At 36.3% G+C, this 18,041-nt stretch carries 17 protein-coding genes; 3 read left to right on the top strand and 14 right to left on the bottom strand.

What is annotated here, in order from left to right:
- Nucleotides 1-3: 3 nt before the first annotated feature.
- From BN2390_RS03740 to BN2390_RS03720, 6 genes are all read right to left on the bottom strand, one after another.
- Nucleotides 4-633, bottom strand: a complete 630-nt coding sequence (locus tag BN2390_RS03740) for a sugar transferase (RefSeq protein ID WP_053983011.1) — start codon at nt 631-633, stop codon at nt 4-6.
- A 1-nt stretch (nt 634) separates the two neighbouring features.
- Entirely contained in the window at nt 635-1,180 is a 546-nt protein-coding gene (locus BN2390_RS03735; RefSeq protein WP_053983010.1) for a NeuD/PglB/VioB family sugar acetyltransferase, read from the bottom strand.
- Between the two features lie 586 nt (nt 1,181-1,766).
- Entirely contained in the window at nt 1,767-1,916 is a 150-nt protein-coding gene (locus BN2390_RS21330; RefSeq protein ID WP_082238566.1) for a YvrJ family protein, read from the bottom strand.
- 3 nt (nt 1,917-1,919) lie between these two features.
- Nucleotides 1,920-2,150 carry a DUF2922 domain-containing protein gene (locus BN2390_RS03730; RefSeq protein WP_053983009.1) on the bottom strand — a complete coding sequence of 77 codons (231 nt, stop codon included), beginning with the start codon at nt 2,148-2,150 and terminating at the stop codon, nt 1,920-1,922.
- 98 nt (nt 2,151-2,248) lie between these two features.
- The gene (locus tag BN2390_RS03725) at nt 2,249-2,446 is read right to left on the bottom strand and encodes a DUF1659 domain-containing protein (protein ID WP_053983008.1); all 198 of its coding nucleotides are present in this window, start codon (nt 2,444-2,446) and stop codon (nt 2,249-2,251) included.
- 66 nt (nt 2,447-2,512) lie between these two features.
- A complete protein-coding gene (locus BN2390_RS03720) occupies nt 2,513-3,067 on the bottom strand; it encodes a sigma factor (protein WP_053983007.1) in 555 nt (184 codons plus the stop codon).
- Nucleotides 3,068-3,330: 263 nt separating this feature from the next.
- Here BN2390_RS03720 and BN2390_RS03715 point away from each other — a divergent pair, with 263 nt between their 5' ends.
- The gene (locus BN2390_RS03715; protein WP_053983006.1) at nt 3,331-4,227 is read left to right on the top strand and encodes a chalcone isomerase family protein; all 897 of its coding nucleotides are present in this window, start codon (nt 3,331-3,333) and stop codon (nt 4,225-4,227) included.
- A 236-nt stretch (nt 4,228-4,463) separates the two neighbouring features.
- On the opposite strand, the gene BN2390_RS03710 is transcribed toward BN2390_RS03715, so the two are convergent.
- Nucleotides 4,464-4,700 (bottom strand): hypothetical protein, encoded by a 237-nt coding sequence (locus BN2390_RS03710; RefSeq protein WP_053983005.1) that lies wholly within the window; start codon nt 4,698-4,700, stop codon nt 4,464-4,466.
- Nucleotides 4,701-4,885: 185 nt separating this feature from the next.
- Here BN2390_RS03710 and BN2390_RS03705 point away from each other — a divergent pair, with 185 nt between their 5' ends.
- Nucleotides 4,886-5,617 carry a peptidoglycan recognition protein family protein gene (locus tag BN2390_RS03705; protein WP_053983004.1) on the top strand — a complete coding sequence of 244 codons (732 nt, stop codon included), beginning with the start codon at nt 4,886-4,888 and terminating at the stop codon, nt 5,615-5,617.
- Nucleotides 5,618-5,664: 47 nt separating this feature from the next.
- Here BN2390_RS03705 and BN2390_RS03700 read toward each other — a convergent pair whose 3' ends face one another.
- The 4 genes from BN2390_RS03700 to BN2390_RS03685 are packed head-to-tail and all read right to left on the bottom strand — an operon-like array spanning nt 5,665 to nt 10,585.
- Nucleotides 5,665-7,017 (bottom strand): sulfatase family protein, encoded by a 1,353-nt coding sequence (locus tag BN2390_RS03700; protein ID WP_053983003.1) that lies wholly within the window; start codon nt 7,015-7,017, stop codon nt 5,665-5,667.
- Nucleotides 7,018-7,027: 10 nt separating this feature from the next.
- Nucleotides 7,028-8,692 carry an extracellular solute-binding protein gene (locus BN2390_RS03695; RefSeq protein WP_053983002.1) on the bottom strand — a complete coding sequence of 555 codons (1,665 nt, stop codon included), beginning with the start codon at nt 8,690-8,692 and terminating at the stop codon, nt 7,028-7,030.
- A gap of 39 nt (nt 8,693-8,731) precedes the next feature.
- Entirely contained in the window at nt 8,732-9,649 is a 918-nt protein-coding gene (locus BN2390_RS03690) for a carbohydrate ABC transporter permease (protein WP_053983001.1), read from the bottom strand.
- A gap of 12 nt (nt 9,650-9,661) precedes the next feature.
- Complete coding sequence (locus BN2390_RS03685; RefSeq protein WP_053983000.1) at nt 9,662-10,585, bottom strand: ABC transporter permease; 924 nt, start codon at nt 10,583-10,585, stop codon at nt 9,662-9,664.
- Nucleotides 10,586-10,781: 196 nt separating this feature from the next.
- Between BN2390_RS03685 and BN2390_RS03680 the strand changes: the two genes are divergently transcribed.
- Nucleotides 10,782-12,965: a helix-turn-helix domain-containing protein gene (locus tag BN2390_RS03680; protein ID WP_053982999.1), complete on the top strand. Its 2,184-nt coding sequence runs from the start codon at nt 10,782-10,784 to the stop codon at nt 12,963-12,965.
- A gap of 84 nt (nt 12,966-13,049) precedes the next feature.
- Here the strand turns inward: BN2390_RS03680 and BN2390_RS03675 are convergent, their stop codons facing one another.
- The 3 genes from BN2390_RS03675 to BN2390_RS03665 form a co-directional block, all read right to left on the bottom strand.
- Nucleotides 13,050-14,747, bottom strand: coding sequence for a cache domain-containing protein (locus BN2390_RS03675; RefSeq protein WP_053982998.1), 1,698 nt, complete (start codon nt 14,745-14,747; stop codon nt 13,050-13,052).
- A 20-nt stretch (nt 14,748-14,767) separates the two neighbouring features.
- Nucleotides 14,768-15,475 (bottom strand): LytR/AlgR family response regulator transcription factor, encoded by a 708-nt coding sequence (locus BN2390_RS03670; protein ID WP_053982997.1) that lies wholly within the window; start codon nt 15,473-15,475, stop codon nt 14,768-14,770.
- Nucleotides 15,476-15,902: 427 nt separating this feature from the next.
- Entirely contained in the window at nt 15,903-17,939 is a 2,037-nt protein-coding gene (locus tag BN2390_RS03665; protein ID WP_053982996.1) for a methyl-accepting chemotaxis protein, read from the bottom strand.
- Nucleotides 17,940-18,041 lie beyond the last annotated feature (102 nt).

Below are 18,041 nucleotides of genomic sequence, written 5' to 3'. Positions count from 1 at the left end.
GGCCTATGCCCCCATTTCTTCTTGTACTTCTATTTTCTCTTCAATCTTTCCAGTTCTGCCTTCTACTACACCTTCAGACTTCGCTACACTTATGAAGGTTCTAAAGAATAAGCTTACATCTAACTTAAAGCTCATCTTCTCAATGTACTCACCATCATATGCAGCTTTAACTGGAATAGGTAACTCATCTCTCCCACTTACTTGTGCAAGCCCTGTAAGTCCTGGTCTTACACTATGTACATTCAACTTATCTCTTTCCTCAATCAAGTCCTCTTGACTAAACAATGATGGTCTTGGCCCTACAAAGCTCATGTCCCCTTTAAGGATATTCCATACTTGAGGTACTTCATCAATACTTGTCTTTCTCAGAAATCTACCTACTTTAGTGATGAATTGATTGGGATCATCAAGTAAGTGAGTTGGCACATCTGGTGTCTCTGTCCACATACTTCTAAACTTATAGATACAAAATGGCTTCTTATCTTTCCCAACACGAGTTTGTTTAAAGATAACAGGCCCCTTTGGATCCTCTATCTTAATAGCAATGGCCGCAATCAACATAAATGGCCATGCACCTATTAAAATACATACCGCTAATACAACATCTAACAATCTTTTAACTTTTGGATACATCTTATTCCTCTCCCTTTATCTCAACATTTCTACCAACAGCTACTCCAATATCCACTAAGACTTCATGTCCTACTTTAGCCCCTCCACCTAAGGCAGATCGGTAAGCTATATGAGCACCATCTCCTACTTCACAATCATGTTCAATAATGGCACCTGTGTTGATGATACAAGCTGTACCAATCTTAGCATCTGCATTAACAACAGCTTGAGGCATGATTACAGTGCCTTCTTTTATATTTGTGTACTGGCTTACTACACTTGTAGGATGAATGAGTATAGGTATGTGATAACCTAATACTTGAAGCTTTTTGGTCAGTTCAAGTCTTACTTTATTATTCCCTAATGCAACAATTGCATCTGTATAATCCCTACTATGTAAATGGCATTCTGAAATCTTACCAACTACTTGATGTCCTAGGACTTCTTCTCCAGCTTCTTTCCCATCATCTAAGAAGTGAATTACCTCATAACACTTCATAGACTCAGCTACATCCAGTACAACCTTTCCATGTCCTCCTGCTCCCAATATGAGCAAACTTCTATTCAATCCTTCACCTCCTAAACTGGTTTAATCCATTTTATACCTCTTTATCTACCACTCATCTCTGATGAGTAATATTAAACAACTATAAAATGTATACTATTTATTTTTGGACACAACAATAAACCTGCCTCTTTGTCTTTGTATTTTCCATCTACAAGTTAGGCAAGTTCTATTCTTTTATATGTATTTGGCTGAACGGCATCATTTCCCCTTGTTCCCTCATGGTGGTGTATCCCCCTAATTTATTATATATCTATCTAATCATATTTCCCATATATGCTTAGATATCCTTATATTTATTGGCCTCGTCTCTACAGTAGATATGAGGACACCCCTTTTAATATTTACTTACATTTCTCTATAATAATTATTTATTGTTCGCTTTAATATTAATATTATAATATATCCCAATATGTATATATGTCAAATTTTTTTGTTTCTCCTGTTATTCTAATCCATATTGTAGAGAATTTCTATATTTTTGTCATAAATAGTCGTTTTATTTACATAACTAGATACATCGTTGCACATAACAAAAACCCAGCTACTCTTCCATGTAGGAAGTGTAACCGGGTTAATGGAATCTCTTTTACTTGTCTTCTTGCTTTTCTAAAACGTTACTAAGGTGTGTAATGGTAGTCGAAAGTGTCTCAATCTTACCTTCAATCCTTACAAGTAGATACATAGAGAGAATGATGGGAAAGCCAAAGTTACCAATCTGACTTAACAACTCATTCATCTTTTACGCCTCTTCTAGTTCTACAGTATCCACTTGCTGAATCACATATTTAGCTTCTACGATGCGATCTGGTTGTACGTTCTCTCCTAGTGCATTACTTGCAATAATGTCTGTCATTGCCTTTTTGATCTCGGCACCTGATAATGTCTCTGCTGGGTTTGTGATAGTGATGGTCTCTTCTGTCTTGACTGGTGTACCAAATACGAGCACTAAATTTCTCTTTTTAATTTCCATAGGATTGTAGCCCCCTTATTTTCCTTAGAGTAAGTATGTACAACTAAGCTGCTCACTACGGTGTCCCCTATGTTGTATTTCTCTGATGGATCTATAGATTAACCTTGTAGAAGTAACTTGGTTTCTTCTACCTTCATCATGGTATCCAGACTCTCTGCATTCAAGCTTGCAACTGCCTTACCTAAAGCATGAAGTTGGTCATTGGTTGCTGCTGGATTGCAATGTGAGAGTGTCTGAGAACCTTTTGTAAATTTGAGTGAGAGTTTGATTTCATCTAATACGGGTGTGATTGCCATATGCATTCCTCCTTGGTATTTGTCTTAAGCACCGGTTGCTTATATATATACATACGCCGCATCTGTCTATTTTTCGTCGATTATTTTTAAAATTTTTTCGATTAGTCTTCTTTTTTGACTATCTAGCTTGGTATAGGAGATCCCTTCCTCCCTACTAATATCTATGATGCGTTTATCTTCTTGTATTAATTGTTTCAATAATTTTTGATTGGATGGACTAAGCTTATCCATAATCTTTTGTACATATAATTCCCCTAGAATGTGTTCTTCTGAAGTCATGTCTCCTAGTGATGTAATCTTATTTTCTAAGCAATACAGTTGGTCTTGTTGGAGTAAGTTTACGTGGCTTTCTCTTCTTCTGGCTGTTCTATTGGCTGTCTTAATCAAGTTCACTAAGTTCTTAATATAATAGGTTTTGAAAGTAGTCTGTTTGTCATCACTGTACTTTTCTAGACTTTTGCTAAACAAGATGTACGCTTCTTGTTCAAGATCATCATAATCATTAGTGAATTTTGCGAGTGTACGATAGCAATAATAACGTGATTGTTTAAGTTCTTCCCAGAGTAACCATTGAGCATTTTTATCAGTTTTACATATTTTTACCATCTCTTGTAAATTCATCGTTTACATTGCTAGGTACTACGTAGAACCATTGCTCTCCTTTTCTGTATTTAGTTGGCCCATGGGAAGCTAGGAGCATACCAGCTTATATCTACCTTACCATTTCATGATTTATTTCGAAAATTGTATTTTTAAAACTTGCCAATTTTATTTTTGTTTTGCCAAAATTTTTATATCTTTTTCCGACTAATTTTGTCGCTCTGTGGCGTATGTATAGGTATAAGGTCTTATAAATCCACTTTCTGAATTTAGGAGGAATAGATATGAAAATGCAAAAATGTCTGAAGTATTGCCCAGAGTTAAATCAAATTACAGGAAGCGTTACAGCCAGTCTACTTATGTGTCAACTAGAATATTGGTTTACAAGAAGCAAGAAGGATGGCTTCTACAAATTTCTAGAGCCTTGTGCCCATAAAGCTTATAAAAAGGGGAGTAGCTGGGTAGAAGAAATGGGCTTTAGCAAAGCGGAGTTCCGCAGTGCCTTTAGCCGTATTGGTAAGGTGTATAAATCTAAAAAGGCTTTTCTTGAGAGTAAAGATCCTTTTGAGGGTAAGCTCTACTTGTCTTATTATGATCGTATGAAAAAGCTCACTTATTACGTGCGTAATACAAAGCTTGTAACTACACTTCTTACAAATCCACTTTCTGCATCTGGGTATTCTAGAGATTTAACTACACAATCCCTTACTTCTCAAGAACAAGAAAAGAATAAGATAGACTACATAGAAGTACTCACCCTCTTTAAGACTTATTGTCCTACTCTAGCAGCCTCTACACATTTTACCCCTAGATGCAAACAGAAGCTTGAAGCCCTTTACCACCTACTTGAGCAAAAGGGGCAAGATATACGTGAGACTTTAGAACAGGCCTTCAAAGAGGTGGAGCGTTCTGATTTTCTTTGTGGTAGGCTTGGTTCTAGCCGTTGGGTAGCTTGCTTAGAGTGGATCCTTGCCCCTCAGAAGTTCTTCAAAATTCTAAGTGGGGGGTATCGCCCGTTTAAACGTCCCACACCTTTTAGACCTGCTGCTACTCGCAACACACCTTTTCATCGTATGGACCTGCACCACTTTGACCTAGAACTTCTAGAAGCCAAAGAACGTACCAGACTAGAAGCCAATCACCTAGCAAGATTGCACAATCCATCTCTTCCTGATTTATAAGTTTTTACTAAATCAATTTTTTTATAAAAATAACGACGAATTCAGATGGGCTGCGGCGTATGTATTATTATAAGGCAAAGCAAATAGCCTTATAGGGTATCAAATGGGACAAGTCCTAGGCCCCTTCTCTCTACGATACCTTCCTAAGAAGTCTGAGTCACTTAAGCCTCCTCCTCCCTCGGCTTAATGTTTCTCTCTTCTTAGACACCAGTCCTGTAGGTGGTGGCAACCACAGGTCACTGGCTCCTTCTAACTTCATAACAGCTTCCGCCTTTATATGTATTTCTTACAAATGGCAACCAACCTATGCCCACGGTCACGTATGAGGTAAATCCAGCGTACACAAGGTCAGCTTGGACACCTGGCATGATACATCCATTAGGGATCCCTTTCACTGCAGGCACACCATCTAGACGCTCGTGTAACCTGGTAAGTCCAAGAGTACTACACCAACGGCTACCGTTATTCCCCATTTGTAATAGCTACATCCTTAGGAAGTCTAAAAGAAGTTGTAAGCTTTGCCACACATACAAGAAGCCACCTTAAGTCTAGTCTTTGTGCACTGCACAGGGAGGAAAAGACTGTCTTAGGGTGGCTTCTTGTGCTTTTAACGAGCTTTTTTATCAATCAATCCATTCATACAAGGAGATGAAATCTATTGAGTCTACAACCTTCTATTCAATCTCAGCTACTCACCCCTAATCCTTATAGTCGCCCCGGTCTACCCCTTCGGCAAGTCAAGAAACTGGTCATCCACTGGGTGGCCAATCCTGCTTCGTCTGCCCTTGCCAATAGGAATTACTTTGAAAACCTAAAGCAAGGTACCCGTGGTGTCTATGCCAGTAGCCACTACATAGTGGGATTAGAAGGAGAGATTATCCAATGCATCCCCGACACGGAACAAGCCTATCATGCCAAGAATGCCAACACCTATAGTCTAGGCATAGAAGTCTGTCACCCCGACTGGGAAGGCCAGTTTGACACACCTACCTATGAAGCACTCACCCAGTTCCTTGCCAAGCTGTGCATGGCTTACACTCTTGACCCAGCTACAGATATCCTCAGGCACTATGATGTCACTGGCAAAGTCTGTCCTAAATTCTACGTTCATCATCCTGCCCACTTTACTAAACTAAAGGCCGATGTTACCTCTATCATTAAGGAGGTCTACATCCATACACCGGCACAACCGCCTCTTCCCCTATCACCTCCAGTACTTCCTGCACCAGAATCTATTATCTTGGAGATAAATCATGTACTTGTAGATGCAGCTGCCTTTATTTATAAGGGAAACTACTATATTAGACTACGTGATCTAGAATGTAACATGCTCCAAGTCACTTATGACACAACGCGCAATATCCCTATTCTAACTGTGTTATCACCTTAACTTAAAAGAAGAGCAAGAACGAATGGTATACGTTCTTGCTCTTCTTTTTACATTTGTATATGGATTTCAAAAGGATCATCTATGGCCTTTAGTGCATCTTTTAATACCTTTAAGTAATGAGCTGTCACTCCTTTTTGCTCTTGTGCAATATTTTTCATTTGATAAGGATCTGTTTGTCTATCATAGAGGATACATTCTTGTTGACTCTGTGCTGATGAAAGGATAAAGGTGTAGCGGTTATCTCTTATTCCTCTACCATATCCTTCACTCTCTTTATCCTCTACAAAATAGATGGAATGCTCTGGCCCATCAGTATAATCTTGCATACGCATATTAGGTGCAAAGTTATGACCTACACAAGCTTTTGGGATTTGGCTTTCTAGTCCTACTGCACCGAGAAGTGTAGGAAAAATATCAATGGTGGATAATTGTGCTTCTACATCTTGATGCTTAAATTGGCTTGGATATCTTACTAAAAATGGTACACCTACAGCTTCTTCATACCAGATGTTTTTATGCATACGTCCTTGACTTCCCATCATTTCACCATGGTCAGAAGTAAAGATTACAATCGTATTGTCTTTAATCCCCTTATCCTCTATGGCTTGCATAAGCTTGCCAAAGTTCTCATCTATACCTGTAATCGAAGCAAAGTAGTTCTTCACATGTTTTATGGCTTCTTCATTAGGTCTTACATTGGGTCTTACGAGTAGATCATCTGCTTCTTTGCCTTTATAATAGTCCAAATACTCTTGTGGAAACATATCAAAATCTGTATGAGGCGGATTAAAAGATACAAACAGTGCAAAAGGTTTATCCTGATTGTTAATATAATCTATAGCCACTTGTGTTTCATGCTTGACTGACCATTCTTGCACATCTTTTCTTTCTTCTATTCTAGCGTCGTTAATCCAGTAGTGAGGCTTCATATGCCAATCGTAGCAGCCATAAGAATACCAGAAATTAAATCCGTGTCTTCCCTTACCTGGAGGCGTGTAGGCATCCCATATATACCCATCTCCTCTAGCCCCTTCTGTATATGCATTTTGCTCTGCTTTTGGTGCATCTAAATGCCACTTTCCTATGTATCCCATCTCATACCCATTTTGAGCTAAAATGTCAGATACACACACTTGGTCATCATGAAGATAGCAACCTTGTTCTGCACTTACTGAAGTACAGTTGGTAAAAATATTGTTCTTATGAGGGTACATTCCTGTCATAAGTATACCTCTGTATGGACTACATACAGGATAATTACTTACTGCTTGATTAAATACCACACTTTCCTCGGCGAATCGATCTAAATGGGGTGTAATCACTGGGTCCTGCTTCATATAACCTATTGCTTGTCGTCTAAACTGATCGCAAAAAACATAGACTAAATTAGGTTTTGTCATACCCTTCCTCCTATTTATTAATTCTGTCATAGCTTGCTTGTTGTAATTCTAAGTAGCGACCTACATTTAACTTTTCCAACTTATCAAGATGCTCTTGCCACTTGGCATCATCTATACCAGATAACACAGCCTGTGCTACAAAGCTTTTAATATAATTATCAATTTCTACTTGTAAGTTAGCCTTTTCTTCTGTTACTTCTAAACTTTCAAAGAGGGTTAACATATTTTCTTCTGGGAAGTATGGCTCTAACATATCAATATAACTTGACCTTTGCTCACCTTTTGGATCATCTTTTAATTGGAATTTGTCTAGCTCATCTAAAGTGATAAACATAGGGCCATGAGGTCCTGAAGATTTTGAATATCTATATTCTCCCTTACTTACACCTTCTGGTAAGTTGTTAAGATACCAATATTCTCCTGTCTCATCGTTCATATCCCAAAGGACATTACGTTCTCCAAAGTACCATTCCATCTTGGTAGAAAAGTCACTATTTACATAGTCAAACCATCTGATTAAAGCCTCTGGATTTTTACATGCTTTGGTAATGACAAAGCCACCACTCCATCCTGCAAACTTCTCCTTTTGTCCATCCCAAAGTGGTTCAGCTACTGATGACTTTAACGGTGGAAGTGCGATGTACTGACTATCATTTTGTTCCCCTACAGCAAAATAAGGAAGGTATTCTAGGAATGAACCAACTACCATTTGTTGCCCCTTTGAATAATACTGTTGCTGGGTTTGACTAAAGCCCTCTAAATCTAGTAGTTCTTCTTTCGCTAACTGATTGTAGTATTTGAGTGCTTCATAGTACTCTGGCTTTGCAGGTGCAAACTCTACCTTCCCATTTTCAATCATAATATGATCTGATCCATCTTTAATGCCAAATGAACCTAGGAGCATACTAAATTGTGAAGCATAGAACTGTTGACAGAAAGATAAAGGTATTTCGTCATTGAGTCCATTACCGTTCGGATCTTTTTCTTTAAAAGCCTTGAGTACTTCATAGTACTCTTCAACTGTAGTCGGTACCTCTAGTCCTAAATTATCTAGCCATTGTTTATTCAAGAAGAGCACACCTGATGTTGTATCATTACGTGCACTATGTGCATTGGTCATAAAGGAGTATATCTTGCCATCTTCTTGCTCTAACATGGTTTTAATTTCTGGGTAGGTATTATAGACTTCTGATACATGAGGTGCATATCTATCAATATAATCTCCTACTGGTATAAGTTGTGGGAGGTTCTTAACAATAGAAGAGGCACTAATACCTGTTGCAATAGCATCTGGTAGCTGCCCTGATGCGAACATAATGTTGATTTTTTCTTGCCATCCTGTAGAAGGAATCTCCATCCATTTAATTTCTATATTAGTATCTTCTTGTGCTTTAATAACTGCTGGCTTATTTTCATATGTCTCTTTAGCAAGTGGGTGTCCTATAACTGCTATGGTGAAAGTTTCTTTTTCCTTTACAATAGGTAATCCCTCTAAGTAGAGGTTGCCTTCCATCTCTCTTGTCGTACCATCCTCACTAGTTTCTACTGTTACTTCTTTTACCCCGTCTTTACCACCAGCCTTTTGCCCACCTTCTCCTGTGGCTGTACAACCTACTAATAAAATCCCTACCATAATCAGCATTGTAACTTTAGATAACATTTTCTTCACTTTCATCTTTATTCCCCTTTTCTTTAATAAAATATAAAAATTAAATCATCCTTTGACTGCGCCAATCATAACGCCTTTAACAAAATATTTTTGTATGAAAGGATAGATAATGAGAACTGGAATAGTAGCAACAACAATAACACCGTATTTTACAACTTCCACTAAGGTATTCATTTCACTTACTGTCTCTGCATCTACACCACCACCACTTGCTGCTTGCTGCATCATCATTTGGAATGAGAGTAAAATTTCTCTTAATACAAGTTGTAAAGGATATTTATCTGTATCATTGAGGTAAATCATTGCATTAAAGAAAGAATTCCAATAAGCGATTGCACAATAAAGTGTAATAACCGCTATAATGGGTTTAGAAATAGGTATAACAATTTCAAAGAAAAATCTCTGGTTGGTACAACCATCTACAAAGGCTGCTTCTTGCAACTCTTTGGGTATACTTGAAGCAAAGAAAGAACGTGCAATAATAATGTTATAGACCGACACACTACCTAGTAAAATAATAATGGCTCTTGTGTCAATTAAATGAAGTTGTTTCACTACTAAGTATAGAGGTACAAGCCCTCCTGAAAAGTACATTGTAAACACAAATATCCCCATTAAAATATTGCGTCCAGGAAGATCTGATCTTGAAAAAGCATATCCTGCTAAAATGGTAATGCTTACCCCTACCAATGTCCCCATTACTGTATAAAATATGGTATTGGCATAACCACTCCATAGTTTCGCATTCTGAAGGATATTCTCATACCCTATAAGCGAAAAGCCCTTTGGATAAAGAAGTAAGTCTCCTGAGTTGACTGCCGCTGGACTTGATACTGAGGCAACTAATACAAAATATAGTGGATAAGCTACTATAATAATAATAGCTATAATAAGTGTGATTGTAATCCACGTGAAAAGCCTATCTTGTCTTGTTTCCTTTATTTTAGTGCTTACTGCCTTCATTGTTCCCCTCCTCTACCATAAGCTTGTTCCTGATACTTTTTTTGCTACTCTATTGACACCTATAAGGATGCAGAAGTTAATAATATTATTGAATAAGCCAACAGCTGTAGAATAACTATACTGGGCATTCACTAGCCCCATCTTGTATGTATAAGTAGAAATAATCTCTGATACTTCTAAGTTTAAATCATTTTGCATGAGTAATACTTTTTCAAATCCTACATTCATGACTTGCCCCATGTTAAGAATAAGTAAGATCGTAATCGTTGGTAAAATGGCTGGGAAGTCAATATGTCTAATACGTTGTAGCTTACTGGCCCCATCTATAATGGCCGCTTCATGAAGCTCTGGGCTAACGCCTGATAGCGCTGCAATATAAATAATAGAAGCCCAACCTGTACCTTGCCATATGCCGGACCATACATAGACATGTCTAAACCATTCTTTTTGTCCTAAAAAGAATATACGCTCTCCACCTAGTGCTTCCAAGATTGTATTAATAAATCCAGTCCTTGGAGAGAGGAAAATTGAGAGCATCCCTACCAATACCACTGTTGAAATAAAGTGTGGTGCATAGGTAATGGTTTGTGTCAATTTTTTTAGCTTTTCATTTTTGGTGTAATTAATCATAAAAGCTAAAAGGATAGGAATTGGGAATGATGCAACTAAAGAATAAATACTAATTGAAAGTGTATTCTTTAATAGATCCCAGAACATAATGGAATTAAAAAATTTGGTGAAATGCTTCAATCCTACCCATGGACTACCTGCTATCCCTTCATAGGGCAAATAATCTTTAAAGGCAATTTGTATTCCATACATGGGCCAATAATTAAAAATGATGATGTAGAGTAAAGCTGGTAACAAGAAAAGATATAAAATATAATTTCTTTTCATCAATAACCAAGTTTGCTTACGCTGAGCTTTGCTTATCATATAATCTCTTCCCCTTTCGTTTTCATATTTTCATCTAACCACACATTGGTTTATTGGTAAATATTCAATATTTTTAGTATAAACTTTTTTTGAATTTAAACATTTTACACAAAAATAATTTTATCAAAACTTGAATTCTAGGTATATATATGTTATAAATGCCTTATATTCTATTTACCAAAGGAGTTGTCTATTTTTGAATACTAATCTATTTAAAGAATTTAATAAGCACCTCTGCTCCTACTTTTTCATTATTTTTATCCCTATTATGGCTTTAAATATCTGCTATCAGAACTATTTTTTAGATACCTATAAAACTGAAGTTATTCAACAAAACAATAATAACCTTAATAAGTTCCAAGTTTATTTTGATCATAAAATTGACCTCATTCATAAGGTCACAAGTAATTTGACACGTACGCCTTACTTTTCGGACGCTTATATTAAACATAACATCAGCTCTTTTTATGATATTCTTGCAGAACTTAATGCCATCAAAGCCCTTGACCCTACATTTGTAGATATTTATTACTACAATAAAAATGTCCCCAATACACTCTACTCTTGTAATGGTACTTACAATATTAATACCTATACTCAAATCAATCCTAATTTTTTGAATGGATATGCAAACTTTGAAAATAAGATAAATAGCATCTCTAAGCCTATATTCCAAGCACCAGATGATAATATTCTTGCATCACTTACACCTTGTATCGAATACATTTTACCTGTACATAATCAATCTGCATTTTTTGTCTTTAGAATCAATCTTTCATTTTTCTCAGATGCACTTCACAATATTTATGATACTGAAAATGCATCTTACACTTACATACTCTCTGACACTTATGAACTCTATAAAAATGCACCTCCTGATTTCTCCTTATCTCTAGATAACTTGTCAGGTACGGAACCTTCTAATATCCAAACCACATACAAAGATCATTATTATATAAGTAGTACCTCCTCTCCTACTAGTAATCTAACTTACATGAGTATTGTCAACGAGGCGCTCTTATTAGCCAAAGTACGCACCTTGTCCAATAAGTTTATCTTGCTCAATCTTTTGATCTTGTTGCTGGGCTTTATCATTATCTTTGTTTTAACCAATAAATACTACGAGCCTATTAGGCGCTTACTTGCATCTCTCCATGACTTTAACTTTAATCTTCCAAAAAACCTAGATGCTCTAGACCAGGTTGCTGTAGGACTTGATCTATTAGATAGAGACAATAGGCGTCTCAACTATGAAAAGAGTCTTTTAAAATTGCTTAGTGGTACATATAAGACCATCTCAAGTTTTAATATGAACCCTGCCCACAAGGATATTTTACTCAAGTATGAAACGTATAAAATTATTACACTCTGCCCTGCCCCTTCTTATACGTTAAGCAATGAAGATAAACAGCTATTAAGACAAGCTAAGCTGGCTCCACTGGAGGGTGTAGACCTTTATCAGGTAGATTATACTGAATCTAACATGTCTATCTGGATTGCCTTTTATCAAACAGGTATGGATACCTTATTAAAAGAAGCATTACTTAATTTAGATAGTACACTTAAGGCTACCTTGTCTGTCCCTCTAAGGTTATGTATCAGTCATCAATATACAGAATTAAGTGGTATGCCTTATGCCCTTCTAGAGTGCTCTAAGCTCTCACAGCATACAGACTGTACACTTGATAAGACTCTATTGTTTTATGAAGAAGTGAATCTACAAAAACCTGTAGAATTCTCCTATCCAGAAGCTGAACTCTCCGGCTTACAGGATGCCATCACCAGTCGTAACATTGAAAAAATAGAGCTTTTTGTAAATATACTTGTAGATTATATTAATAGTTTGGATGAGTGTAATCCACTTCTCCTACCTTTAGCCTATACTATTTCACATGTTTTTAAGAAGGCAGCTAAAATATTAAATATCACTTCTGTAACAAACTTTGACAATCTTTCCAAGACGAATACGCCTTTTTCTAAAGCTTTGTTTACAGAGTACATCCTTACACTCTCTAAAGAAGTAATAGGTATTATACAACTTCACACCGAACCTTGTGCCTCCTCATCGATTCAAGTGATTATTGATTATATTAATCAACATTATTGTGAGTATGATTTATCTGTGTCCTTCTTAGCAGATCATTTTAATCTGTCTATTTCTAACTTGAGTCATCAGTTTAAAGCAACGACTAGCGTTAATGTTTCTTCCTATATTAATGCACTTCGTATTGAAAAGGCTAAGCAGCTCCTTTGCACAACCTCTATGACCATTACAGATATTGCTACTTCTATTGGTTATACACAGCCTTCTAGCTTTATAAGGCGTTTCAAACAATTTACCAATATGACCCCTGGTGAATTTAGAGCACAAGCAAAATAAGTTATTGCCTAGATGTAGGTAAAAAAAGAGTCTTATGGCACTCTAGCCATAAGACTCTTTTTAGATCTATTATTTATCACTTTGTTAGGCTTTAGGAAGGGTAATGGATAAAGTGAATTCCTTGGCTTCCTTGCTGTATTCCCATCCCAATCTACCCTCATACTTCTCAGCGGTCTTATACATACTCCTCATACCATAACCGTGGAAGTCCTTGTCCTCCTTGGTGGTGATGAGTTGATTACCCTTAGTCTTTGGTAAGGTGTCACAACTATTTACCAGCTTGAAGGTGATAAAAGCTTGGTTATAGGCATACAAGTTGAAGTGGATGGTCTTGGCTTCACTTCTTTTAGCTCCCTCAATGGCATTGTTAAAGGCATTTGCCAATAGACTTACTAAGTCTTTGTCTTCTATAAAATCTAGCTGCACATCTTGTATATTATAGTCAAACTGAATTTCTTCCTTTTGCATGGTTTCCATTTTGTCATTAAGAATAATGTCTAGCATCTTATTACCTGTTAGTACGGTGTGAGACAGCTTACTCAGATCATGATTCATACTTTTGATATAGTTAACCAATTGCTGACTTTGTGTCTCCATAGCTAAGCAGTAGATACTGGCCAGATGATTTTTGACATCGTGTAATATCTCGTGGGTCTTGTCATACTTCTTGCCTAGGATTTGATAATGTCCTTCTAGGATCTTGTTTCTTTCTTCTACAAGCTCTCGCTTTTTAAAGCTGTAATAGCTAGAGAGCAAGCCACCTGTAATAAGAACAATAAATAACAGTACAACAAAATTAATAAGGGTAATATAGATTTGCTTTTGTAGCTCCTCTTCAAATCGCTTAATGTTTTGTACGTGATACTGTTCTAATTCCTCTAGGTAGATGCCTGTCCCTATCATCCAGTTATATCGTGGATAGAGCTTGGTATAACCGAGCTTAAGCCCAAGTTCATTACTGTCTTTCTTCTTATAATAATATTTATTGGTGGACTCACCATACTTTTTAATGTCTTCTAACTCATTTAAGAATGGAAAGTTGATATCTGCATCTTTCTCATCCATAGATAGGAGCATGCCTTCTGTATCAATACGATTAGGCTGTACCAAACGAATGGCATACTCATCTGCTTCACCATAATTAACAATTTCATCGACCCATATGTAACCGCCATCATCTAAGGCTAATTCACGGATCTTATTGGCAGATACAGCCTTTACGGCTTCATCAATATCTGCTTCTTTTGTTCCCATTACAATCGTATATTCGTCTGATAGTGTTTTAAAGATCATTTTATATTTATAATGCTTAATAATATGGGCTTCAAAGGCTCCTTGTGTATCAATATCTTGTGCTACTTCATCATTTGTATACTTGAGTGCCCCCTGGGTATGGTCCCAAATCATCCAATGTGTCTTTACACTATACTCATTCACGATATGTATGTCTTTGAAAGCTTTTAGTAAATTTTCTATTCTATCATTTTCTAACTTTTCTTCACTAAAAGTGCCTATAGATTTATAAAAACTTTCCAGCTCATTCATCACTCTGCTACGTTCTAGTTCAACATCCTTAATGGTACGTTCAACGGTCTCTTTAAGACTCCCCTCTTGGAATTCTAGAATAGTTGTATAAACATTATTTACACTCTCATCATACATTTTCTTCGTTCCAAAAACGTAGGTTGCAAAGAGGCCAATGCTTATTAAAATCAGTATAACACTTGCACCTATATAGAGCCGTAACCTATCTTGTCCGGGCTTCCCCTTCACATCTGTCATCGATATTTTCTACTCCCTTCTTAGTTCATCTTCTCCACATACATCATAAATTCTTCTTTAAAAGTCTTATACTTACGTTTTGACACATAAACTTCTTCACCTGTAGTAAGTTGTAGGCTTTCTTTGTTTAAGCGACTTACATATTGTAGGTTAACAAGGTAACTTTTATGCGGACTTGCAAAACCATGGCCTGTTAACATTTCTTCCCATTCTTGCATAGGGATATTAGTTGTGATACTTCTGCCTGTTATATACAGTTCTACCTTGCGATCTTGTATGGCTAAATACTTAATATCAGGAATAGCTATACGTTCTAGTGTACCTTCACTTTTCAAGGTAATATACTGTTGTGACTTACCTATCATTTCAAGTAACTCTACAATGGCTTGTGAAAAACTTTGTTCATCTACAGGTTTAACAATATAGCGATACGCATTGACATTGTAACCTTCTGGCCAGAGCTTCTCCACGCCTGTTACAAAAATAATCTTCACTTCTTTGTTCGTTTGTCTAATACGTTTGGCTACTTCTACGCCATTAATCTGCCCCATTTCGATGTCTAATATAATCATGTCATACTCATCATATCCAGCTTCTAGTAGCTGTTCCCCTGCTGCAAACAACCTGATGTCAAATTCTACGTTATTCTCTTTGGCAATCTTCTTTAATAAGTTACCCATATAAGTTTTTTGAAGTACTTCATCCTCACAAATTGCTATTTTGTACATTCCTATTTCCTCACCCCTAAAATCATTTTCTATACTACTAATATACTACAAAAGTACCACTTTTTCATATTTTTTTCCCACTTTGTCATATTTTGTTGATATGTCTTTTTATTTGTATTAAGATGTTCACATAGAGCTAAGCACTCTATCTCAATGCTCTACTCCCCTAGAGCATCAATCATATACACTTAACCGAATAGCAAGTTTTATACATACAACATCTTTACTCAACACTTATATGGACGAAAAGCAGGTATTATACTCCCCTTACCCTTAATGCCTGTTATATATAAGTAGATATGTCTCCCCTTACGACATGACTAAATAGCAAACCCTAATTCCCCAAGACGGACTTTGTATGATGATGTATAAAACTTGTATGACAGAACAAGAAGACCACTCTATCCCCTAGAGTGGTCTTCTTATTTTATAGTTTAAACTGAGTAAGACTTGTTAAGAGTTCATCCGAAAGGGTTGCTAGCTTACGACATTCTTCTGTTAAATTCTCTATAGTCGCGCTTTGTTCTTCTATATTTGCAGAAGACTCCTCAGTACTTGCAGCATACTCCTCAGAAATCTCTGATAGTGCAGTAAGTAGTCTAAGCATTTCATCTTTATTTTCACTCATTACTTTTGCAGTTTGTTCTAAATCTCCTAAGTTATTTTGCGTGGTCAGTACAGAACTTTTAATTGTATTGTATTGTCCTCTTGTATGATCAACATGCTTCACTTGATCCATTACTGTATTAGAACAAGTTTGTACTTGCTCTACAGCTGAAACAATCAATGACTGAATGTCTGAAACAACTTGGTTGATTTCTTGAGAAGAAGCTGCACTTTGCTCCGCTAATTTTTTAATTTGGCTAGCCACAACAGCAAAGCCTGAACCTGCTTCTCCTGCTCTTGCTGCTTCTATAGCTGCATTTAAAGCTAATAAATTCGTTTGATGAGCAATGGTACCTATTGTCTCATTCATTTCTTCTATTTTATGACTATATGTATTAATCGATTCAATAGAACTTTGTACTTGTGAGGTAGCTTCTTGGATAAATCCTGTATTTTGTATTAACTCATTGAGTATATGTTGTCCATCTGTTACAGCTGTATCAACTGCCTGAGTTGACTCGTCTAGAGAATTAATATTCGCAATGTTATGCTGTATGTTATCAGCAAGTAAGTTTGTTTTTTCTAAACCAGATTGGATTTGATGAGCTTGTGTAGTCGCACCTTCAGCAATATTGGCTACACCACCTGCTAAATCTTCTGCTACACGAGCCATTTGAGTGAGGTTTTCTAAAAGTTCTTGTGAAGATTGATTAACTTCAACTCCTGATTCATTCACTTGATTAATGAGTGTAGAAACATTGGATTTCATAGTCATGAAGTTATTGGCAAGCATACCTAATTCATCTACTCTTGAGCATAATTGGTCTGCAATGGTAAAGGTAAAATCACCTTTAGCCAACTGCATGCAGTATGTTCCTAGTAATTTTAAAGCTTGCATTTGTTTTTGCACACATAGGAAAATAGCAATACCAGTTACAACAAGTATAGTTACTAAACCTACTATAATTACATTAATCATTAAGTTCACTTCTCTTAAAAATTCACTGCTTGGCAACGAAGCTATGACCTTCCATCCGTTGAGCTCACAAATGTCAAGTGCACCATATAGTATATCACTACTATTGGTATATTCAGTTATTCCTTTTATATTGGATTGTACAAGATTGAGTAGGTTAGCATCTACACCTATTTCACTAATTGGCTGTAAAATATATTCTGCATTCTCATGATAGAATACGGTATCATCTGCTGTTAGGATTGTTAAATACCCTGTTTCACCTACTTGAATAGATTTTGCTATATCTATAATGGTATCTATCTTTATATTCATTCCAGTGATACCAACAATTTGATTATTTACTTTAATAGGCTTTGCTAAACTTACGATATATTCACCAGTAAATGTATCGATGTAAGGTGGTGTAAGTGCAACGTCTTTTCCCTCTTTCATAATAGGCCCATACCATAATCTTTCACTGGCTTTATAGCCTTTAGCAGGTGCCTGTCCCTGATGATTAAGCAAAATATCTGCATCTACATCATAAAACCATGCTGCCATGACCACATCTTCATTCTTTTGTAGTTCATCCATTGTCCCAATAATTGCTTCATAGTTTGGATGATTAGATAATGCCTCATGACTAGAGCTCTCACTTAACATTTTAGAGAACATTGGATTATAAGTAAATGGTGTTAAAAGCTGTAGATAATCTTGAAAATAATCATTTACTTCAACTGTTACATCCTCTGCTATGGTTTGAAGCTTATCTGTCTTTAGAGCAATGACCTGCTTTTTAAAGTATGATCCGATAGATACACCAAAGATAAGCATAAGTATAGATGTGATAAGTATAATGTATATACTAATACGTACGCCTAATGATTTAATTTTGCGCATATAAAGTTCCTCCTTTTTTATGTATACTTCCATTTATATATCGGTTCAATTCATTATTAATTTACATAAAATTTTATTTAAGTATATTTTTATATATAAATA

The sequence above is a fragment of the Niameybacter massiliensis genome (assembly GCF_001282685.1).
In the GTDB taxonomy this organism is placed as follows: domain Bacteria; phylum Bacillota; class Clostridia; order Lachnospirales; family Cellulosilyticaceae; genus Holtiella; species Holtiella tumoricola.
Note: the sequence above shows the minus strand (reverse complement) of the source record. Positions and strands in the feature narration are given on the sequence as shown.